This window comes from Streptomyces sp. NA02950 (assembly GCF_013364155.1).
Classification (GTDB): domain Bacteria; phylum Actinomycetota; class Actinomycetes; order Streptomycetales; family Streptomycetaceae; genus Streptomyces.
Map to the genome: position 1 here is coordinate 1,809,303 of NZ_CP054916.1, position 20,681 is coordinate 1,829,983.

General features: G+C 70.8%; 18 protein-coding genes. 7 read left to right on the top strand and 11 right to left on the bottom strand.

All coding sequences use genetic code 11. The features are described 5' to 3' along the window. The 6 genes from mltG to rpsD all read right to left on the bottom strand — a co-directional run bounded on the left by mltG (position 1) and on the right by rpsD (position 6,738). Complete coding sequence (mltG, locus tag HUT19_RS07385) at positions 1 to 1,875, bottom strand: endolytic transglycosylase MltG (protein WP_176179686.1); 1,875 nt, start codon at positions 1,873 to 1,875, stop codon at positions 1 to 3. A 91-nt stretch (positions 1,876 to 1,966) separates the two neighbouring features. Then, the gene (ruvX, locus tag HUT19_RS07390) at positions 1,967 to 2,440 is read right to left on the bottom strand and encodes a Holliday junction resolvase RuvX (RefSeq protein WP_176186586.1); all 474 of its coding nucleotides are present in this window, start codon (positions 2,438 to 2,440) and stop codon (positions 1,967 to 1,969) included. Further along, on the bottom strand, positions 2,437 to 5,106 hold the full coding sequence (alaS, locus tag HUT19_RS07395) for an alanine--tRNA ligase (RefSeq protein ID WP_176179687.1): 2,670 nt from the start codon (positions 5,104 to 5,106) through the stop codon (positions 2,437 to 2,439). Before alaS ends, ruvX begins: the two co-directional genes overlap by 4 nt. Continuing rightward, positions 5,106 to 5,423, bottom strand: coding sequence for a DUF6167 family protein (locus HUT19_RS07400; RefSeq protein ID WP_176179688.1), 318 nt, complete (start codon positions 5,421 to 5,423; stop codon positions 5,106 to 5,108). Before HUT19_RS07400 ends, alaS begins: the two co-directional genes overlap by 1 nt. Before the next feature lie 8 nt (positions 5,424 to 5,431). Then, positions 5,432 to 5,872, bottom strand: coding sequence for a DUF948 domain-containing protein (locus tag HUT19_RS07405; protein WP_176179689.1), 441 nt, complete (start codon positions 5,870 to 5,872; stop codon positions 5,432 to 5,434). Between the two features lie 254 nt (positions 5,873 to 6,126). Beyond that, positions 6,127 to 6,738: a 30S ribosomal protein S4 gene (gene rpsD, locus HUT19_RS07410; protein ID WP_176179690.1), complete on the bottom strand. Its 612-nt coding sequence runs from the start codon at positions 6,736 to 6,738 to the stop codon at positions 6,127 to 6,129. 193 nt (positions 6,739 to 6,931) lie between these two features. Between rpsD and HUT19_RS07415 the strand changes: the two genes are divergently transcribed. Continuing rightward, the gene (locus HUT19_RS07415; RefSeq protein WP_254885474.1) at positions 6,932 to 7,675 is read left to right on the top strand and encodes a DUF2470 domain-containing protein; all 744 of its coding nucleotides are present in this window, start codon (positions 6,932 to 6,934) and stop codon (positions 7,673 to 7,675) included. A gap of 27 nt (positions 7,676 to 7,702) precedes the next feature. Here the strand turns inward: HUT19_RS07415 and HUT19_RS07420 are convergent, their stop codons facing one another. Together HUT19_RS07420 and HUT19_RS07425 are read right to left on the bottom strand one after the other, a co-directional pair. Then, on the bottom strand, positions 7,703 to 9,076 hold the full coding sequence (locus HUT19_RS07420; RefSeq protein ID WP_176179692.1) for a replication-associated recombination protein A: 1,374 nt from the start codon (positions 9,074 to 9,076) through the stop codon (positions 7,703 to 7,705). A 62-nt stretch (positions 9,077 to 9,138) separates the two neighbouring features. Then, entirely contained in the window at positions 9,139 to 9,795 is a 657-nt protein-coding gene (locus HUT19_RS07425) for a vitamin K epoxide reductase family protein (RefSeq protein WP_176179693.1), read from the bottom strand. A gap of 183 nt (positions 9,796 to 9,978) precedes the next feature. Between HUT19_RS07425 and HUT19_RS07430 the strand changes: the two genes are divergently transcribed. Genes HUT19_RS07430 through HUT19_RS07445 form a run of 4 tightly spaced genes read left to right on the top strand, consistent with a single transcriptional unit; the run spans position 9,979 to position 13,536 of the window. Next, positions 9,979 to 10,857 (top strand): ABC transporter ATP-binding protein, encoded by an 879-nt coding sequence (locus HUT19_RS07430; protein ID WP_176179694.1) that lies wholly within the window; start codon positions 9,979 to 9,981, stop codon positions 10,855 to 10,857. Then, entirely contained in the window at positions 10,854 to 11,693 is an 840-nt protein-coding gene (locus tag HUT19_RS07435) for an ABC transporter permease (protein WP_176179695.1), read from the top strand. The genes HUT19_RS07430 and HUT19_RS07435 overlap by 4 nt, the downstream gene beginning before the upstream one ends. Next, entirely contained in the window at positions 11,651 to 12,919 is a 1,269-nt protein-coding gene (locus HUT19_RS07440) for a sensor histidine kinase (RefSeq protein ID WP_176179696.1), read from the top strand. Before HUT19_RS07435 ends, HUT19_RS07440 begins: the two co-directional genes overlap by 43 nt. Then, a complete protein-coding gene (locus HUT19_RS07445; RefSeq protein ID WP_176179697.1) occupies positions 12,916 to 13,536 on the top strand; it encodes a response regulator transcription factor in 621 nt (206 codons plus the stop codon). Before HUT19_RS07440 ends, HUT19_RS07445 begins: the two co-directional genes overlap by 4 nt. A gap of 53 nt (positions 13,537 to 13,589) precedes the next feature. Here the strand turns inward: HUT19_RS07445 and hisS are convergent, their stop codons facing one another. Beyond that, the gene (gene hisS, locus HUT19_RS07450; protein ID WP_176179698.1) at positions 13,590 to 14,852 is read right to left on the bottom strand and encodes a histidine--tRNA ligase; all 1,263 of its coding nucleotides are present in this window, start codon (positions 14,850 to 14,852) and stop codon (positions 13,590 to 13,592) included. Positions 14,853 to 14,865: 13 nt separating this feature from the next. Further along, entirely contained in the window at positions 14,866 to 15,582 is a 717-nt protein-coding gene (locus HUT19_RS07455; RefSeq protein WP_176179699.1) for an MBL fold metallo-hydrolase, read from the bottom strand. A gap of 144 nt (positions 15,583 to 15,726) precedes the next feature. On the opposite strand from HUT19_RS07455, the gene HUT19_RS07460 reads away from it, so the two are divergent. Both HUT19_RS07460 and HUT19_RS07465 read left to right on the top strand, forming a co-directional pair. Beyond that, a complete protein-coding gene (locus HUT19_RS07460) occupies positions 15,727 to 16,590 on the top strand; it encodes a peptidylprolyl isomerase (RefSeq protein ID WP_176179700.1) in 864 nt (287 codons plus the stop codon). 208 nt (positions 16,591 to 16,798) lie between these two features. Beyond that, positions 16,799 to 18,028 (top strand): DUF349 domain-containing protein, encoded by a 1,230-nt coding sequence (locus HUT19_RS07465; RefSeq protein ID WP_176179701.1) that lies wholly within the window; start codon positions 16,799 to 16,801, stop codon positions 18,026 to 18,028. 98 nt (positions 18,029 to 18,126) lie between these two features. On the opposite strand, the gene HUT19_RS07470 is transcribed toward HUT19_RS07465, so the two are convergent. Next, positions 18,127 to 20,655, bottom strand: coding sequence for a bifunctional (p)ppGpp synthetase/guanosine-3',5'-bis(diphosphate) 3'-pyrophosphohydrolase (locus HUT19_RS07470; protein WP_176179702.1), 2,529 nt, complete (start codon positions 20,653 to 20,655; stop codon positions 18,127 to 18,129). Between the last annotated feature and the right edge of the window lie 26 nt (positions 20,656 to 20,681).

Below are 20,681 nucleotides of genomic sequence, written 5' to 3' on the forward strand. Positions count from 1 at the left end.
TCAGCCGTCGTTCTTGCGCTGCCTGTTGAACTTGTCGACCCACTTCTGGTGTTCGGCGTAGGTCTTGGAGAACTGGCTCGTCTTGCCGTCGAGCGAGATGAAGTAGTACCAGCCGTCGTCGGTCGGGTTCATCGCCGCCTTGAGCGCGTCCTCGCCCGGGTTGCCGATCGGGCCGGGCGGCAGACCGGCGTAGAAGTACGTGTTGTACGGGTTGTTGTACTTCTTGATCTCGTTGATCGGGATATCGATCTTGCTCTGGTTCTTGATGTAGTTGTAGGTGGAGTCGAACTCCAGCTTGCCGTTGGTCTCGGTGTTGCCCGGCTTGAGCCGGTTGTAGACCACTTCGGACATCTTGCGGAAGTCGCTGTGGGTGACGCCCTCCGCCTGCACCAGGCTGGCGACGGTGATCAGTTGGAGCGGCGACTTCAGGCCCAGCTCCTTCGCCTTGCCCTCCAGGTCCTGCTTGGCGTAGTTCTGCCGGGCCAGAGCGACCATCTTGCGCAGGATGTCCTTGGGCTTGGCGCCCTCGCCCACGCTGTAGCGGGACGGGTAGAGGAATCCTTCCAGCGGATCCTTGATCTTGGCGTTGCCATCGGCCCAGGAGGGCAGGCCGAGGTTCTTGGCCTCCTTCTTGGCGATACCCGCGGTGGTACCGGACTTGAGGCCGATCTTCTTGTCCATGGCCGCGTAGACCGTGGCGTTGCGCATGCCCTCGGTGACGATCAGCGCGTTGCTGCTCGTCGGGTCGGTCATCATCTTGACCGCGGCCGCGCCGGACATCTCCTTGTGCAGGGTGTAGCTGCCGGGCTGGATGACCTTGCCGCTGTCCTCCACCGCCTTCACAAAGGCGCGGCTGCTCTTGACCACGCCCTTGTTGGTGAGGATGTCGCCGATCGTGGCGCCGCCCGAGCCCTCGGGGATCTCGACGGAGACCGAACCGGCGCCCGCGCCTGAGTAGTCCGGCGCCGGGCCGAAGCGGCTCTGCCAGAAGTCGTAGGCGAAGTAGCCGCCCCCGCCGACCACACCCACCAGGGCGACGGTGACGAACAGACAGGCAACACCACTGCGGCGCTTGGCGGGTTTACCCGATCCGCCCTTCTTGCCTCGGCGCTCATCGCCGTCGGCGTCGTCGTCCCCGTCATCCATGGCGTCCATGTCGTCCGACGGGATCCGGCCACGACTGCCCTTGCCGTCCTGGAAGAAGGGGTGGTCCTCCTCGCGCCCGGCGGGCTCGTCCGCGGCCGGTTCCTCCGCGGCGGGCTCCTGGGGCACCCGCCGCATCTGCTGCGTCCGCGGGGCCTCCGGCCGTATCCGCGGCATCGCCTGCGTCTGTGGCGCCGCCTGCGGTACCTGCTGCTGATAGCCGTCCTGGGCGTAGTAGTCGCCGGGAGCCGGGGCGCCCTGGCCGCCGCCGTACGGGTCGGCGGGCCGGGCGTACGGGTCGTGCGGGTCGAGGCCGTCGCCGTAGGTGCCCTCCCAGCCGCCGCCCGCGTAGTTCCGCGGCTGCTGCTGCGGGTAGCCGCCGTTTTGGCCGTCCCACTGGGACTGCTGGGGGTGCTGGAACTGCTGGAACTGCTGGGGGTCCTGGGGATAACCGTGGGGATCGCGCTGGTGCCCGTACGGGTCCTGGCCGTAGGGGCCCTGGGCGTAGGAATCCTGCCCGTAGGAGTCCTGGCCGTAAGGGTCCTGGCCATAGCCGCCCTGACCGTGGCCGCCCTGCCCGTACGGGTCCTGGGCGTAGGAGTCCTGCCCGTAGGGGGCCTGGGAGTGGGGGTCCTGACCGGTGACCGCCTGGTGTCCCCACCCCTGGTCCCCGTACAGCGGGTCCTCGGGATGCCACGGTTGGGAGCCGGAACCCCGGCCGTACTCAGTCATCGAACCCCTAGCGACGGTGGTGGCGGCCGCGGGTGGTGCTGGGGGCACGGGTTGCGGCTGCCATGTCGCGCGGAACGTTACCGTATCGCGATCAGATGACCACTTCGACGGCCTCTCCCGGTGGCCGTCCCGAGGTACGCTCCGCCTCCAGCGAGCTCTGCAGGATGACCACGGCGGCTGCCTGGTCAACCACCGAACGGCCCTTCTTGGACGTCACGCCGGAAGCGCGCAGCCCCTGGGACGCTGTGACGGTGGTCATACGCTCGTCGACCAGCCGCACCGGCACCGGCTGCACCCGCCGCGCCAACTCCCGCGCGAAGGTACGGACCTTGGCCGCGGCCGGCCCCTCACGTCCGCTGAGCGAACGCGGCAGGCCGACCACCACCTCGATGGGTTCGTACTCCTCGACGATCGCCGCCAGCCGCTTGTGTGCCGCCGGGACGTCACGCCCGGGCACGGTCTCCACGGGGGTGGCGAGGATCCCGTCGGGGTCGCACGAGGCGACCCCGATCCGGGCGTCCCCGACGTCGATGGCGATCCTTCTGCCGCGCCGCACGACGGTCAGGCCGATTCCGCGACGAGCCGCTCGACGGCCTCGATGGCCTCGGCGACGGCGTCCGGGTTCTGGCCGCCGCCCTGGGCGACGTCCGGCTTGCCGCCGCCTCCGCCGCCGAGCGTCTTGGCGGCGGTGCGGACCAGGTCACCGGCCTTCAGACCGCGCTCACGGGCGGCCTCATTGGTGGCGATGACGGTCAGCGGACGGCCGTTGGCGACCGTGAACAGGGCGGTGACGGTGGGGCGGTCGCCCGGGACGCGCCCGCGCACGTCCAGCACCAGCTTGCGGAGATCGTCGGCGGAGGTGCCGTCCGGCACCCGGGCGGCGACCAGGGCCACGCCCCGGACGTCCGTGGCGCCCGCGGCGAGACCGGCGGCGGCCTGGAGCACCTTCTCGGCGCGGAACCGCTCGATCTCCTTCTCGGCCTCCTTGAGCTTGGTGAGCATGCCGGAGATCTTCTCCGGAAGCTCCTCCGGACGCCCCTTGACCAGCTCGGTCAGCCGGGAGACGACGGTGTGCTCACGGGCGAGGAAGTTGTAGGCGTCCACGCCCACCAGGGCCTCGACCCGGCGTACGCCGGAGCCGATGGAGGACTCGCCGAGCAGCTTCACCAGACCCAGCTGGGCGGTGTTGTGCACATGCGTACCACCGCACAGCTCCTTGGAGAAGTCGCCGATGGTCACCACGCGCACCCGGTCGCCGTACTTCTCGCCGAACTCGGCGATGGCCCCCTGCTTCTTGGCCTCGTCCATGCTCATCACCTCGGCGGTGACGTCGAGTTCACGGGAGAGGACCTCGTTGATCTTCTGCTCGACGTCGGTGAGCACCGCGCCGGGCACGGCGGTCGGCGAGCCGAAGTCGAAGCGGAAGCGGCCCGGCGAGTTCTCCGAACCGGCCTGGGCGGCGGTCGGACCGAGGGCGTCGCGCAGCGCCTGGTGGGTGAGGTGGGTGGCGCTGTGGGCGCGGGCGATGGCACGGCGGCGCGTGACGTCGATCTGGGCGTGGGCGCCGGAGCCGACCGTCACCTCGCCGACCTGGACGACGCCCTTGTGCACGCTGACGCCGGGCACCGGCTGCTGGACGTCCCGCACCTCGACAACGGCGCCGGAGTCCAGCTTGATCTTGCCGGTGTCGGCGAGCTGCCCGCCGCCCTCGGCGTAGAAGGGGGTGCGGTCCAGGACGACCTCGACATCGTCGCCCTCGACAGCGGCGGGTGAGGACACCCCGTCGACCAGCAGCCCGACGACGGTGGACTCGCCCTGGGTGTCGGTGTAGCCGGTGAAGACGGTGGCGCCGGAGCTGTCGGCCACCTCACGGTAGGCGGACAGGTCGGCGTGGCCGGTCTTCTTGGCTTTGGCGTCGGCCTTGGCGCGCTCCCGCTGCTCCTTCATCAGGCGGCGGAAGCCCTCCTCGTCCACGCTCAGGCCCTGTTCGGCGGCCATCTCGAGGGTGAGGTCGATCGGGAAGCCCCAGGTGTCGTGGAGCAGGAACGCCTTGTCGCCGGGGAGGACGCTGCCACCGGAGGCCTTGGTGTCGGTGACGGCGGTGTCGAGGATGTTGGTACCGGCCTTCAGCGTCTTGAGGAAGGCCGACTCCTCGGCGAGGGCGACGGTCTCGATGCGCTTGCGGTCGGTGAGCAGCTCCGGGTACTGCTGGCCCATCGTCTTCAGGACGACGTCGACCAGTTCGCCGACGACCGGGCCGGTGGCGCCGAGGATGCGCATGTTGCGGATGGCGCGGCGCATGATGCGGCGCAGCACATAGCCGCGGCCCTCGTTGCCGGGGGTGACGCCGTCGCCGATGAGCATGACGGAGGTGCGCATGTGGTCGGCGACCACGCGCAGCGAGACGTCGCTGTCATGGGCGGCGCCGTAGGCGACCCCGGTCAGCTCGGTGGCCTTGTCCATGACCACGCGCAGGGTGTCGGTCTCGTACATGTTGCGCACGCCCTGGAGGATCATGGCGAGGCGCTCGAGGCCGAGACCGGTGTCGATGTTCTTGGAGGGGAGCTCGCCGAGGATCGGGAAGTTTTCCTTGCCCTCGCCCGGACCGCGCTCGTACTGCATGAAGACCAGGTTCCAGATCTCCACGTAGCGCTCGTCGTTGACGGCCGGGCCGCCCTCCTCGCCGAACTCCGGACCCCGGTCGTAGTTGATCTCGGAGCAGGGGCCGCAGGGGCCGGGGACGCCCATGGACCAGTAGTTGGGGCCCATGCCCAGGCGCTGGATGCGTGTCGCGGGGACGCCGATGACATCGCGCCAGATGCGCTCGGCCTCGTCGTCCTGCTCGTAGACGGTGATCCACAGCCGCTCGGGGTCCAGACCGTAGCCGCCGTCCTCGACGGAGCCGGTCAGCAGCTCCCAGGCGTAGCGGATGGCGCCTTCTTTGAAGTAGTCGCCGAAGGAGAAGTTGCCGCACATCTGGAAGAAGGTGCCGTGCCGGGTGGTCTTGCCGACCTCTTCGATGTCCGGGGTGCGGACGCACTTCTGCACGCTGACGGCCCGGTCGTAGGGCGGCTTGACCTCGCCGAGGAAGTACGGCTTGAAGGGCACCATGCCCGCGGGGACCAGGAGCAGCGTCGGGTCGTCCGCGATGAGCGACGCCGACGGCACGACGGTGTGCCCGCGCTCTTCGAAGAAGCGCAGCCAGCGGCGGCGGATTTCAGCCGACTCCATCAGTGGTCCTCATTTCCGGCGGTGTGGTGGGGGTGGATGAGCTGGGCGCGGCCGCGCTGGGCGGGCAGCTGCCGGACGTCGTTGGCGGGCGCCGCGGTGAGCCCCAGGGCGTCCTTGAGCGCCGCCTCGCGGTCGGCCATGCCGTCCCGCACATCGAGTGCGAAGACCTTGATCCGCCGGCCCGCGAGCACCGCCCGGTCGGCGGCCTGCGCCGCCAGGCTCTCCGGGGTGAGCTGGTTGAGCTTGCGGTTGACCTTGGTGGTGGCCCACACGCCGGCGGCGACGCCGGTGGTGAACCAGAACGTGCGGCGGAACATCCGGTCTGTCAGCCCTTCGATCCACGGTTGCGGCGGCCGCCCCAGCGGGCGGACGGCAGGGTCTTGCCGACGACGACGGTGCGCGCGGGCCGCTCGTCCGGGCGCCCCTTGCGGCCGATCGCGCGGCGTACGCCGTAGCCGAACGCGGCCACCTTGACCAGCGGTCCGCCGAAGGCGGTGGAGACGGTCGAGGAGAGCGCGGAGGCGTTGGAGGTGACCTCCTGGACGTCGGCGGCGATCGAGTCCACCCGGGCGAGCTGGGTGTTGGCCGAGCGGACGGTCGCGGACGCCTCACCGAGCAGCGGCACGGCCTGCTCGGTGACCTCGGCCACCAGCTTGGTGGTCGCCTTGAGCGTCTGCGCGAGCCTCACCAGCGCGAAGGCGAGGAAGGACACGAGGATCGCCCAGAAGACGGCCACGAGGATCCCGGCCACCTCTCCACCGGACACGTTGCACCGCTCCCCTGCTGCCGCTCGTTGTCGTATGAGTCGTCCGTCGCCCGCCGCTCTCGGGCGGTCATCCGGGCGCGGGCGGCAGGTATCGACCTTATCGCGCCGCGCGGGCCCACCTGAAACGCATTGGTGTCCCGTGCTCGCGGCCGCCGGGGACCGGACCGGGCAGGCGGGACGAAACGGCCCGCGGGCCCCCGCCGACCGGTGTCGAGGGAACCCGCGGGCCGGGTGAGTACGCGGTGTCCGCCGGATCAGCGGGCGTAGTACTCGACGACGAGCTGCTCGTCGCAGATCACCGGGATCTCCTTGCGGTTGGGGTCCCGGTCCAGACGGAAGGCGAGCGCCTTCAGGTTGACCTGAAGGTAGCGCGGGGTCTCGCCGTCGGGGGCGTAGCCGCCCTCACGGGCCACCTGGAAGGGGTGCTTGTCGCGGCTGCGCTCGCGGACCATCACCACGTCGTCCGGGCGGACGCGGAAGGAGGGCTTGTCGACCTTGCGGCCGTTGACGTCGATGTGACCGTGGACCACCATCTGGCGGGCCTGGTAGATCGTGCGGGCGATACCGCTCCGCAGGACGAGCGCGTCCAGACGGCGCTCAAGCTCGACGATCAGGGCTTCGCCCGTCTTGCCTTCGACCTTCCGAGCGCGGTCGTAGGCACGGGCCATCTGGCGCTCACTGATGTCGTACTGAGCGCGCAGACGCTGCTTCTCCAGCAGACGGACCTTGTAGTCACTGGTCTGCTTGCGGCCACGGCCGTGCTCACCCGGCGGGTACGGGCGGGCTTCGAAGTACTTGACGGCCTTCGGGGTCAGCGCGATGCCGAGCGCTCGCGACTTCTTGACCTTGGGACGCGACTGGTTCACGTGGAACGAACCTCCATGTACGTTAGGTTAGCCTTACCTTAGCCGAGGAGAACGCATGTTTCGACCTGGGATCCCCCTGCCCAGCACTGGTCAGAGCGCCGAGAAGGGTCAGCCGCGTCCCATGGCAGACACTCTGCGCCCGACGGCGGCGGAGCGCATACGTACTCTCGTGGATGCCAAGGCTACGGCGTCTTTGACGATTCCCGGAATCGAGGCCCCGGACGACCTCGGAGCCCATGAGCCGGCGGCCCGCACCATGACCCCCGAGGGGGACGTCCTGCTGCTGGTCCCCGGCGGCTCCCCGGCGGCCCGCGCCGCCGCGTACGCCCAGCACGACGACCTGGCCTGCGTGATGGAGATCACGGACGTCGCCCCCGTCGCCATGCCCCACCGGATCCGCGGCCGGGCCTGGATCTCCGGCTGGCTCACCCCGGTGCGCAACGGCGAGCGGGCGGCCGGGGCGGCCCTGATGGCCGAGCGGCACCCGGTCGGGGAGCTGCTCGGGCTGCGGGAGGCGCTGCTGCCCGGCTCCGGCAACGGCTCCTCTCCCCGGACCTCGTGGACGCTGCTGCGGCTGGAGGTCGCCGAGGCGTGTGTGGACGACCTGTGGGGCGCCGACGACGTCGAGCCGGAGGAGCTCGCCGTGGCCGCGCCCGATCCGCTGGCGCAGCACGAGGCCGATCTGCTCCAGCATCTGCACGCCGCCCACAGCGACCAGGTGCGCGGCCTGTGCAAGCTGCTCGGCGAGCGCTCGTCGCCGGCCTGCGCCCGGGGCGAGGCGATCCCGGTGGCCCTGGACCGCTTCGGGCTGCGGGTCCGCTTCACCGACGACTCCGGCCGGCCCTTCGACGCGCGCTTCGACTTCCCCGAGCCGGTGCGCAATGTGTCCGAACTGCGGCGGGCGATGCACCTGCTGTTCGACGCGGCGGCCGGATGAGCCGACCGACCGCATGAGGGGAGGGCGCTACGACGCATCCGGTGCGGGGGGCGCGTCGCCGCGCAGCCGGGCGCGCACCCGCTCGACCACATCGGCGTAACGCGCCTCCGCCCCGTAGCGCGTCGGCTCGTAGTAGCGCTTGCCGTGGATCTTGTCCGGGGCGTACTGCTGCGCGGCGATCCCGCCCGGGAGGTCGTGCGGATACAGATAGCCCTGGGCGTGGCCCAGCTTCTCCGCGCCCTTGTAGTGGCCGTCGCGCAGATGCGGCGGCACCGGCCCGGCGAGCCCCGCCCGTACGTCCGCCAGCGCCGCGCCGATCGCCGTGGTGGCGGCGTTGGACTTGGGCGCGAGGGCCAGCGCGATGGTGGCGTGGCTGAGGGTGAGCGCGGCCTCGGGGAAGCCGATCAGCGCGACCGCCTGCGCCGCCGCCACGGCGGTGGGCAGCGCGGTGGGATCGGCAAGGCCGATGTCCTCGCTCGCCGAGATCATCAGCCGCCGGGCGATGAACCGCGGGTCCTCCCCCGCCTCGATCATCCGCGCCAGGTAGTGCAGCGCCGCGTCCACGTCCGAACCGCGGATGGACTTGATGAGGGCGCTCGCCACGTCGTAGTGCTGATCGCCCGCGCGGTCGTACTTCACCGCGGCGCGGTCGACCGCCTCCTCCAGCGTGGTCAGCGTGATCTCGGCCTCGCCCTTGGCTATCGCCGAACCCGCCCCCGCCTCCAGCGCGGTCAGCGCGCGCCGGGCGTCACCGCCCGCGATCCGCAGCAGATGCGCCTCGGCCTCCCGGGGCAGGGCGACCGCGCCCCCGAGCCCGCGCTCGTCGGCCAGCGCCCGGCTCAGCAGCCCGCGCAGATCCTCGTCGGTCAGCGGCTCGAGGGTGAGCAGCAGCGAACGGGACAGCAGCGGGGAGATCACCGAAAAGTACGGATTCTCGGTGGTGGCGGCGATCAGCGTCACCCAGCGGTTCTCGACGGCGGGCAGCAGGGAGTCCTGCTGGGCCTTGCTGAAGCGGTGGATCTCGTCGAGGAAGAGCACCGTCTCCCGGCCGTACGCCCCGGAGGACCGGCGCGCCCCGTCGATGACGGCCCGCACCTCCTTGACGCCCGCGGTGATCGCCGACAGCTCCACAAAGCGCTTCTGGGTGGCCTGGCTGACCACATACGCCAGGGTGGTCTTGCCGATCCCCGGCGGCCCCCACAGGATCACCGACGACGGCCCGGCCGGTCCCCCATTGCCCTCACCGACCAGTCGGCGCAACGGGGATCCGGGCCGCAGCAGATGCTGCTGGCCCACCACCTCGTCCAGCGTGCGCGGGCGCATGCGCACCGCCAGCGGACTGCTGGCGGGGTCCTTCTCCTGGCGTTCCTCGGCGGCGGCGGTGAACAGGTCTGGCTCCACCCGCGAAGCCTATGACACCTCACCGACAGGAGGGTTTCCGGTGACGCCCGGCGGCGGGAACGTCAGCCCTGGGCTCCGGTCCAGAAGTCCCACCAGCGAGTCAGGATCATCATGCCGATGATGCCGACCCACAGCACCGGCACCACCCAGTGGAACTCCAGCAGTCCGCGCCGGAGCCCGTCGGGCGCCGGGAGGTAGCCGTGCTTGATGTTGTAGCCGGTGACGTAGCAGAACATCACGATGGTGGCGACCCAGGCCAGGCAGCACCACAGGCACAGCGAGCCGATGACGTACAGCGACTGGTACTGGAGCCAGGTGACGAACGCGACGCCGAAGAGCGTGCCCGCGTTGAAGGTGAGCCAGTACCAGCGCGGGAAGCGGGCCCCGGTCAGCAGGGACACACCCACGCAGATGACGATCCCGTAGGCGACGAGCCCCAGCATCGGGTTCGGGAAGCCGAACGCCTGGGCCTGGTCGCTCTCCATGATGTTGCCGCAGGAGACGATCGGATTGAGGCTGCACCCGGGGGTGAAGGTCTTGCCCTCCGCCTTGGCCTCGAGGATCTTGTTCTTGTCGATCGTGATGACCCAGGCGGCGAGCAGCCCCAGCGCTCCGGTGATCACGAGCAGCAGGGCGAAGGCGCGACCGCCTCCCGTCCCGGCCCGCGCGCTCTCCCGCACCTCGCCGGACTCCACGTCGTCCACCACTGTCGTCGCCATATCGCCGTCCGTCGCTCTCCCACGTGTCCAGCCCCGTCGGGCACGGCCATTGTGCCGCACCGGGCATCGCCGTACGGCCCCGTTACCACGGCACGGCCATCATTCCGTGTCCCCCGTTCGGCGGACATAAGGCCGACCGCCCGGTGGTCCCCGGAATCCGGCCACCGCGCCAGCCTCGTGACCATGACACATCAAGCGGTACGGGTACGCGGACTCCGCAAGAGATACGGCGCGAACACCGCGCTGGACGGCGTTGACCTGGGCATCCGGCAGGGCGAGGTATTCGGGATCCTGGGGCCCAACGGGGCGGGCAAGAGCACGGCGGTGGAGATCCTCCAGGGCCATCGGAGCCGCGACGCGGGAGAGGTCACCGTGCTGGGCCGGGACCCCGCGTCGGCCGGGCGGGACTGGCGTTCCCGGATCGGCATCGTTTGGCAGGATGAATCGGCCCCCGCCGAGTTGACGGTGAAGGAGACCGTGCGCCATTTCGCCCGCTACTACCCTCGGCCGCGCGACCCCGAGGAGGTCATCGGGCTGGTCGGGCTGGCGGCCAGGGCGGCCAGCCGGGTCAAGGCGCTGTCGGGCGGTCAGCGACGGCGGCTGGATGTGGCCCTCGGTGTGATCGGCGATCCGGAGCTGCTGCTCCTGGACGAGCCGACGACCGGCTTCGACCCGGCGGCGCGGCGTCAGTTCTGGGAGCTGATCCGGAGGTTGGCCAGCGAGGGCACCACGATCGTGCTCACCACGCACTATCTGGACGAGGTCGAGGCACTGGCCGACCGGCTCGCGGTGTTCGCCGCCGGACGGGTCGCCGCCGAGGGCACCCCTGCCGAACTGCGCGATCGGTACGGCTCCTTGGCGACGGTCCACTGGACCGATCCCGGGACCGGGCCACGCAGTGAGGAGACCGCCACCCCGACCCGTACCGTCGCGGCGCTGATGCGCCGGTTCGACGGCGAGATACCGGGGCTGCGGATCGCCCGGCCCACCCTGGAGGACGTCTATCTGCGGCTCAGCGGCCAGTTCGGCGGCCCGGCGGCGGACGAGGAGAGCGCGCGATGACAACGACCCGTGCCCGCGGTACCGCCGCCTCCCGCCCGCTGCCCGGCGCCTGGCGCGTCGGACTGCACCGCGGTGCCATCGAGCTGCGGCAGTTCTTCCGCCAGCGCGAACAGGTGGTCTTCACCTTCGCCTTCCCCATCGTCTTCCTGGCCCTGTTCGCCTCGATCTTCAGCGACGATGTGAAGGGCGCGGGCGTCACCGCCTCACAGCTCTATGTGGCGGCCATGATCGCCGCGGGGGTGATGTCGACGAGCTTCCAGTCGCTGGGCGTCTCCATCGCGGTCGAGCGCGACGAGAAGGTGCTGCGGCGGCTGCGCGGCACCCCGATGCCCCCGGCCGCGTACTTCCTCGGCAAACTGTGGCTGGTACTGGTCACCGGGATCGTCGAGACCGTCCTGCTGCTGCTCATCGGGGCGACCCTGTTCGACCTGGACCTGCCCACGGGCGCGGACACATGGCTGACGTTCGGCTGGGTCTTCGCCCTCGGACTCACCGGCTGCGCGCTGCTGGGCATCGCCATCAGCAGTGTGCCGCGCTCGGGCAAGAGCGCCACCTCGGTGGTCGTCCTGCCGTTCCTGGTGCTCCAGTTCATCTCCGGCGTCTACATCTCCATCGACACCCTGCCGGACTGGATGCTCGATGTGGGCGCCCTCTTCCCCCTGAAGTGGATGTGCCAGGGGTTCCGCGGGGTCTTCCTGCCCGAGTCGGCGGCGGTGCTGGAGCAGACGGGCGCCTGGGAGTACGGGCGGATCGCGCTGGTGCTGGGCGGCTGGTGCGTCGGAGGATTGGTGCTGTGCCTGCTGACGTTCCGTTGGAAGAGCCGTCGCGACGGCTGACCGGCCCGCTCGCCCCCGACGTGTACTTCCATGTCTACCGTCGCTGGGACGCCTACTACGCGATCGTGTTCGTGGCGACCCTGCTGTTCATCGTGTCCGGGTCCGATCCGGGTCCCGGCCCCCGCGCGGTCGCGGCGGCGCTCTTCGCCGCGGCCGCGCCCTGGTATGTGCTGGTCGGCCGGCGGGTCCTGCTGGCCGGGGAGGAGGACCGGCGCCGCGGGCTGCTCTATCTCGCGGGGCTCACCGTGTTCTTCCTGCTGCCCTCGGCGTTCGTCGGGGAGACCCGGATCGCCCTGTTCGCGCTGGCGCCGCAGTGCTTCATCCTGCTGCGGCTGCGCTGGGCGCTGACCGCCATGGCCTCCCTCAACCTCCTGCCGGTGGTGGCCTGGGCGCTGGTGAGGCGGCCGGATCCGCACGATCTGTTCCTCAACTCGCTGTTCGCCGTGGTCACCCTGGCGTTCTCGGCGGTCCTCGGAAGCTGGATCATCATGGTCATCGACCAGAGCAGGGAACGAGCGGCGCTCATCGCCGAACTGGAGGCGAGCCGCGAGGAGGTGGCACGGCTGTCCGCCGCGCACGGCGCCCTCGCCGAACGGGAGCGGCTGTCCCGGGAGATCCATGACACCCTCGCCCAGGGCTTCACCAGTCTGCTGATGCTCGTTCAGGCGGTCGAGTCGGAGGTCGAGCACGACATGCCGCTGGCCCGCCGCCATCTGGATCTGATGGCCCGTACGGCGCGTGAGAACCTGGCCGAGGCGCGGGCCCTGGTCGCCGGGGCGGGCCCGGCCGATCTGGACGGAGGTTCGCTGCCCGACGCGGTGCGGCGGCTGGCGGTACGCCATGAGGACCAGTCGGGAGCCCCGGCCCGCGTCGAGGTGTCCGGGGCGGTCCGTCCACTGCCCGCCGCGGTGGAGGTGGTGGGCTTGCGCACATGCCAGGAGGCGCTGGCCAACGTCCGTCGGCACGCCGGTCCCCGCGCCGCGGTCGCGCTGGAGCTGGACTACGGCGAGAACGCGCTGCGGGTGCGGATCCGGGACACCGGGCGCGGCTTCGACCCGGCGGTCCCGCACGGCGGATACGGCCTCGCCGGGCTGCGCGCCCGCGCCCGGGAGGCGGGCGGCACGGCCGAGGTGCGGGGAGTGCCGGGCGAGGGCACGACGGTGGCGGTGGAACTGCCGGTGCGGGCGCCCGTACCGGCGCCGGTAGGGAAGGAAAGCACACGGTGATCCGGATACTGATCGCGGACGACCACCCGGTGGTGCGCGAGGGGCTGCGCGGCATGCTCGGCGCCGAGCCCGGTCTTGAGGTCGTCGGCGAGGCGGCCAACGGACCGCGTGCGGAGGCGCTGAGCGCCTCGCTGCTGCCCGATGTGGTGCTGATGGACCTGCGGATGCCGGACGGCGACGGGGTGGACTCGATCGCCCGGATGACCGCAGCCGGACTGCCCTGCCGGGTGATCGTCCTGACCACGTACGAGACGGACGGCGACATCCTGCGCGCGGTGGAGGCCGGGGCGGCGGGCTATCTCCTCAAGGACACGGCCCGCGCCGACCTGGCCGAGGCGGTCCGGTCGGCCGCCCGCGGGGAGACGGTGCTGACTCCGTCCGTCGCGGCCCGGCTGGTGGACCGGCTCCGGGACCGGCCCGAGCGGCCCCGGCTGTCGGAGCGCGAGACGGCCGTGCTGCGACTGGTCGCGGAGGGCTGTACCAACGCGGAGATCGGCCGTCGGCTGTACATCGGTGAGTCCACGGTGAAGACGCATCTGCTGCGGGCCTTCACCAAGCTGGGCGTGGACGACCGTACGGCCGCGGTCACCAGCGCGATGCGGCTGGGGCTGCTGTGACCACCGTGCCCCGTCGCACCGCCCACGGCGGTACAACGGGGCACGTTCAGGGGTCAGTTGATCTTGGTGCGGAGGGTGGGCACGACCTTGTCGAGCGGGACCGGGGTCTGCTCGCCGGACGCCATGTCCTTGAGCTGGACCACACCCTCGGCGAAGTCGCGCTCACCGGCGACGATCGCATAGCGGGCGCCGCTGCGGTTGGCGGCCTTCATCGCGGCCTTGAGGCCCTTGCCGCCGTAGGCGAAGTCCGTGGCGACGCCCGCCGCGCGGAGCTCGGCCACCACACCGAAGAGGATCTTCCGGGCCTCTTCCCCGAGCGGCACCGCGAAGACGCTGGTGACGTCGGGCAGGTCCAGGACGATGCCCTCGGCCTCCAGGGCCAGCACCGTGCGGTCCACGCCGAGCGCCCAGCCGACCGAGGGCAGGGCGGGGCCGCCGATCATCTCGGAGAGGCCGTCGTAGCGGCCGCCGCCGCCGACCGCGGACTGCGAGCCGAGGCCGTCGTGGACGAACTCGAAGGTGGTGCGGGTGTAGTAGTCCAGCCCGCGGACCAGCTTGGGGTCGTCCTCGAAGGGCACGCCCTGCGCGCTGATCAGCTCGCGCACCTCGGCGTGGTAGGCGCGGCACGCGTCGCACAGGTAGTCGCGCAGCAGCGGTGCGCCGGTCAGCTGCTTCTGAACGGCGTCGCGCTTGTCGTCCAGCACCCGCAGCGGGTTGATCTCGATCCGGCGGCGGGTGTCCTCGTCCAGATCCAGGCCGCGCAGGAACTCCTGGAGGGCGGCCCGGTAGACGGGGCGGCACTCGGCGTCGCCCAGCGAGTTCAGCAGGATGCGGAAGTCGCGCAGGCCCAGCGAGCGGTAGGCGTTGTGGGCCAGCAGGATCAGCTCGGCGTCCAGGGCCGGGTCCTCGGCGCCGATCGCCTCCGCGCCGACCTGGGAGAAGTGGCGGTAACGGCCCTTCTGCGGGCGCTCGTAGCGGTAGTACGAGCCGGAGTACCAGAGCTTGACCGGCAGGGATCCGGCCTTGTGCAGATTGGCCTCCAGCGCGGCGCGCAGCACCGAGGCGGTGCCCTCGGGGCGCAGCGCGAGCTGGTCGCCGCCCTTGGTGGTGAGGGTGTACATCTCCTTGGTCACGATGTCGGTGGACTCGCCGACGCCGCGCGCGAAAAGCTCCACGTTCTCGAAACCGGGGGTCTCGACATAGCCGTAGCCGGACCGCCGCAACGGTGCCGCGATGGCCTCGCGCACCGCGAGATAGGTCGCGGAGACCGGCGGGATCAGGTCGTACGTGCCCCGGGGGGCCTTGAAGGTGCTCACGACAGTTCTCTCGTCACATTCCTCGTCGCGGAGCCGGCTCCTGGGTGCCGCCTCCGAGGCCGGAGGCCACCTCCCGCAGATAGGGGTTGGTGGCGCGCTCGCGGCCGATGCTGGTCTGGGGGCCGTGGCCGGACAGCACCACGGTCGAGTCGTCGAGCGGCAGGCACACACGGGCCAGGGACTCGAGGATCTCGGCGTGGTCGCCACCGGGCAGATCGGTGCGTCCGATGGAGCCGGCGAACAGCAGGTCGCCCGAGAAGAAGACGGACGGGATGTCCGCCTGCTCGGGCAGCCTGAAGGTCACCGACCCCTTGGTATGGCCCGGTGCGTGCGCGACGGTCAGCTCCAGACCGGCCAGCTTCAGCTCGGCGCCGTCGGCCAGCTCCTTGACGTCGTCCGGTTCGCCCACGGTCAGTTCGCCCAGCAGCGGCAGTCCGATGGAACGGCCGAGGGCCTTCTCGGGGTCGCTCATCATGAAGCGGTCCGCCGGGTGGATCCAGGCCGGTACGTCATGGGCGCCGCAGACCGGGACCACCGAGGCGACGTGGTCGAGGTGGCCGTGGGTGAGGACGACGGCGACGGGCTTGAGCCGGTGCTTGGCGATCGCCTCCTCGACTCCTGGGGCCGCCTGATGGCCCGGGTCGATGATCACGCACTCCTCACCGGCGGCGGGGGCGACCAGGTAGCAGTTGGTCCCCCAGGCCCCGGCGGGGAACCCGGCAATGAGCACGATCGTCCTTAAGAGTCGTCCGGCAGAAGATTGTCGGCAGCTCCAGAGCCTACCGGCGGCGGCCCCGGCACAGCGAACCCGTATACGGTACGGCCGAGCGATCAGTCACGAGACCGACGGCACACGCCATGAGGAGACGACCCGGTGGTCAGTAACGAGCAGCGGCGGCGGCAACTCGCCCGGGAGAAGTACCTTCGGCAGCAGGCACGGCGCCAGCAGGCCCGGGAGAAGGCGCGCCGCCGCAACACGGTGATCGCCTCGACGCTGGCCGTGGTGCTGGCGGCGGGCGGGGCCGTGGCGACCGTGGGCGCGCTGTCCGGCGGCGGCGACGACAAGAAGAAGGACGACTCCGCCGCCACGCCCCCCACTCCGCCGCCGACCAGCAAGGCGCCGGACCCCTGTGCCGCGGGGGCGAAGAAGGTCAAGGGCGAGAAGCCGAAGAAGATGACCTGGAAGAAGGAGCCCGAGGTCGCCATCGACAAGGCGGCGAAGTACACCATGAGGCTGGAGACCACCTGCGGGGACATCTCCATCGACCTGAAGGCGGACAAGGCGCCGCACACGGTCAACTCCTTCGACTTCCTGGCGAAGAAGGGCTACTTCGACCACACCTCCTGTCACCGGCTGACCAACCAGAACATCTTTGTGCTCCAGTGCGGCGATCCGCAGGGCACCGGCCGGGGCGGCCCGGGGTACACCATCCCGGACGAGAACCTGAAGGACCCCTCGCTCAAGGGGAACGTCTACCCGGCCGGCACGGTCGCGATGGCGAACCAGTACAACGCCCAGACCAAGCAGGGCCGGGACAGCGGCGGCAGCCAGTTCTTCCTCGTCTACCAGGACAGCCAGCTGCCACCGGACTACACGCCCTTCGGCACGGTGAGCAAGGACGGGATGAAGGTCCTGAAGAAGATCGGCAAAGCGGGTGCCGCCCCGCCCGACCAGACCGGGAGCACCGCCCCGAACGCCACCGTGAAGATCAACAAGGCGGCGGTCACCGCGTCCTGACGCCCCTGACGTGCGTACTGCGAAATTTCGGTCGCGCAGGATACGGACAGCCGGGGCACCGTTCGCCTATGTTGGCGTTGTGCGGGGTGCCTGCGCCGATGGCCGCCACCCTGCTGAGAGACCGGTCAGGGCGTTTCCCGGCCGGAAGAAACTGTGGACGATGCCGGCGGGCCGCGCGCCCGCCCCGGCATCATGTGGAGGAGGCGCTGTGAGCAGCGAGCCTTGGGGCCGCGTCGACGAGGCGGGGACCGTGTACGTGCGTACGGCCGACGGTGAGCAGGTCGTCGGGTCGTGGCAGGCGGGATCTCCGGAAGAGGCCCTCGCCTACTTCGAGCGCAAGTACGACGGTCTGGTCGTCGAGATCGGCCTCCTCGAGCGCCGGGTGAAGACCACCGACCTGTCCGCCAAGGACGCGACGGCCGCCCTCGAGCACATCCGGCAGCAGGTCGACGAGCACCATGTGGTCGGTGATCTGGACGCGCTCAGGAAGCGGCTCGACAAGCTCGCCGAGGACGTCGAAAAGCGCCGTGAGCAGCGCAAGGCGGCCAAGGCCCACCAGACCGAGGAGGCCCGCAAGTCCAAGGAGGCGCTGGTCGCCGAGGCCGAGGAGCTGGCCGCCAGCGAGCAGTGGCGGGCCGCCGGGGAGCGGCTGCGCGCCCTGGTCGAGACCTGGAAGGGCCTGCCGCGGCTGGACCGCAGGACCGACGACGAGCTGTGGCACCGCTTCTCGCACGCCCGCTCGGCGTTCTCCAAGCGGCGCAAGGCGCACTTCGCGGCGCTGGACGCCCAGCGCGAGGAGGCCCGGCAGACCAAGGAGAAGCTGGTCGCCGAGGCCGAGGCGCTGTCCGGCTCCACCGACTGGGGGCCCACGGCCGCCCGGTACCGGGAGCTGATGTCGGACTGGAAGGCCGCGGGGCGTGCGCAGCGCGAGGCCGAGGACGACCTGTGGAACCGCTTCCGCGGGGCGCAGGACATCTTCTTCCAGGCCCGTGGCGAGGTCTTCGCGGAGCGCGACGCGGAGCAGCGGGAGAACCTGACCCGCAAGGAGGAGCTGGTCGCCGAGGCCGAGAAGCTGCTGCCGGTCTCGGATCTGAAGGCGGCCCGCGCGGCCTTCCGGTCGGTCAACGAGCGGTGGGAGGCCATCGGCCATGTGCCGAGGGACTCCCGGGCGCGCATCGAGGGGCGGCTGCACGCGGTCGAGCGCGCCATCCAGGACGCCGAGGAAGTGGAGTGGCGGCGGACCAACCCCGAGGCGCGGGCGCGTGCCGAGGGGCTGACCGGTCAGCTCCAGGACGCGGTGGACAAGCTGCGCCGGCAGATCGACGCGGCCCGTGCGGCGGGGAACAACGCCAAGGCCGACAAGCTGGCCAAGGAGCTGGAGGGGCGGCAGGCCCTGCTGGACCAGGCGCTCAAGGGCCTGGAGGAGTTCGGCGGCTGAGCGCGCACGCCTGACGCACGGCTGGCGCTCGACAACGGCGGCCCCGGTTGATCCGGGGCCGCCGTTGTCGGTGCTGTACGCCGTCTGCGGGCGCCGGCTCAGCGCTGGCGGGCCGAGGTGACCCGGTAGACGTCGTAGACGCCCTCGACCCCGCGCACGGCCTTCAGGACGTGCCCGAGGTGCTTGGGGTCGCCCATCTCGAAGGTGAAGCGCGAGGTGGCCACCCGGTCGCGGGAGGTCTGCACGGCCGCGGACAGGATGTTGACGTGCTGGTCGGACAGGACGCGGGTGACGTCCGACAGCAGCCGGGACCGGTCCAGCGCCTCGACCTGGATGGCGACCAGGAAGACCGACGACTGGGTGGGTGCCCATTCGACGTCGAGGATGCGTTCGGGCTGCTGGGAGAGCGAGTCCACGTTGACGCAGTCGGCGCGGTGCACCGAGACGCCGCTGCCGCGGGTGACGAAGCCGATGATGGGGTCGCCCGGCACCGGCGTACAGCAGCGGGCCAGCTTGACCCAGACGTCCTCGACTCCCTTGACCACCACACCGGGGTCGGCGCTGGAGCGGCGCTTGGAGCGGCTGCGGATGGGCGGGGCGGTCTCGGCGATGTCCTCGTTGGCGGCCTCCTCGCCGCCGAGGGCCTGGACCAGCTTGTTGACCACGTTCTGCGCGGAGACATGGCTCTCGCCGATGGCCGCGTAGAGCGAGGAGATGTCGGGGTAGCGCATCTCATGGGCCAGGGTGACCAGCGAGTCACCGGTGAGGATGCGCTGGATGGGCAGGTTCTGCTTGCGCATCGCCCGTACGATCGCGTCCTTGCCCTGCTCGATCGCCTCGTCGCGGCGTTCCTTGGAGAACCAGGCGCGGATCTTGTTGCGGGCGCGCGGGGACTTCACGAAGCCCAGCCAGTCGCGGGAGGGCCCGGCGCCCGGTGCCTTGGAGGTGAAGACCTCCACCAGGTCACCGTTGTCGAGGGTGGACTCCAGCGGCACCAGCCGCCCATTGACCCGGGCCCCGATGGTGCGGTGGCCGACCTCGGTGTGCACGGCGTAGGCGAAGTCCACCGGGGTCGCCCCGGCCGGAAGCGCTATGACATCGCCCTTGGGCGTGAAGACGAAGACCTCGTTGCGGGAGAGGTCGAAGCGCAGGGACTCCAGGAACTCGCCGGGGTCCTCGGTCTCCTTCTGCCAGTCCAGGAGCTGCCGCAGCCACGCCATGTCGTTGATGGCGTCGTCCTTGCCGGACTTGCGGGGCACGTCGGTGCGCACCTTGGAGGCTCCCGCGACGGCCTCCTGCTTGTACTTCCAGTGCGCGGCGATGCCGTACTCGGCGCGGCGGTGCATGTCGAAGGTGCGGATCTGGAGCTCGACCGGCTTGCCGCTGGGCCCGATGACCGTCGTGTGCAACGACTGGTACATGTTGAACTTGGGCATCGCGATGTAGTCCTTGAACCGCCCGGGCACCGGGTTCCACCGCGCGTGGATGGTCCCGAGCGCCGCGTAGCAGTCGCGGACCGTGTCGACGAGGACGCGAATGCCCACCAGGTCATAGATCTCGGCGAAGTCGCGGCCGCGCACGATCATCTTCTGGTAGACGGAGTAGTAGTGCTTGGGCCGCCCGGTGACGGTGGCCTTGATGCGCGCGGCCCGCAGATCGCCCTGGACCTGGTCGGTGACGACGGCCAGGTACTCGTCGCGCTTGGGTGCCCGCTCGGCGACCAGCCGCACGATCTCGTCGTACATCTTGGGGTAGAGGATCGCGAAGGCGAGGTCCTCCAGCTCCCACTTGATGGTGTTCATGCCCAGGCGGTGGGCGAGCGGGGCGTAGATCTCCAGCGTCTCGCGGGCCTTCTTCTCCTGCTTCTCCCGCTTGAGATAGCGCATGGTGCGCATGTTGTGCAGCCGGTCGGCGAGCTTGATGACCAGGACCCGGGGGTCCTTGGCCATGGCGACGACCATCTTGCGCACCGTCTCGGCCTGGGCCGCCTCGCCGAACTTGACCTTGTCCAGCTTGGTGACGCCGTCGACGAGCAGGGCGACCTGGTCGCCGAAGTCACGGCGCAGGGTGTCCAGGCCGTACTCGGTGTCCTCCACGGTGTCGTGCAGCAGCCCGGCCATCAAAGTGGCCGGATCCATACCCAGCTCGGCGAGGATCGTGGTCACCGCGAGTGGATGGGTGATGTACGGATCGCCGCTCTTGCGTTTCTGGCCGCGGTGCCAGCGCTCGGCCACCTGGTAGGCGCGCTCGATCTGGCGCAGCGTCCCGGCGTCCGCCTTGGGGTCGTTGCCGCGGACGATGCGCAGCAGGGGCTCCAGCACCGGGTTGTACGGACTGGAGCGCTGGACGCCGAGGCGGGCCAGCCGGGCCCGGACGCGGTTGGACGAACCCGAGCGGGGCGCGGGGCCGGGCGCCGGGCGGGCGGCGGTGGACGGCAGGCCGTTCCCGCGGCCCGCGGCGGGCCGCGGGCTCTTCTGCTCGGCGCCGCCGCCGACCGGGCTGTCACCGCTGGTCCGGGGCGTGCCGGAGGCCGCCGTCGGCTCGGCGGCGGTCGGCGCGTCCGGGTGAGCGGAGGGGGATCCTCCCGGACGGACGGGGGGCGAGAGCGGCTGGGCCTCGTCTGGCAAGTGCACTCCTCAAGCGTCCGGACCTC

What these genes read in the sequence shown, in the direction of transcription:
- mltG (WP_176179686.1), bottom strand. Translation starts at nt 1,875, where the DNA reads ATGACTGAGTACGGCCGGGGTTCCGGCTCCCAACCGTGGCATCCCGAG.
- alaS (WP_176179687.1), bottom strand. Translation starts at nt 5,106, where the DNA reads ATGGAGTCGGCTGAAATCCGCCGCCGCTGGCTGCGCTTCTTCGAAGAG.
- HUT19_RS07400 (WP_176179688.1), bottom strand. Translation starts at nt 5,423, where the DNA reads ATGTTCCGCCGCACGTTCTGGTTCACCACCGGCGTCGCCGCCGGCGTG.
- HUT19_RS07425 (WP_176179693.1), bottom strand. Translation starts at nt 9,795, where the DNA reads ATGGCGACGACAGTGGTGGACGACGTGGAGTCCGGCGAGGTGCGGGAG.
- HUT19_RS07430 (WP_176179694.1), top strand. Translation starts at nt 9,979, where the DNA reads ATGACACATCAAGCGGTACGGGTACGCGGACTCCGCAAGAGATACGGC.
- HUT19_RS07435 (WP_176179695.1), top strand. Translation starts at nt 10,854, where the DNA reads ATGACAACGACCCGTGCCCGCGGTACCGCCGCCTCCCGCCCGCTGCCC.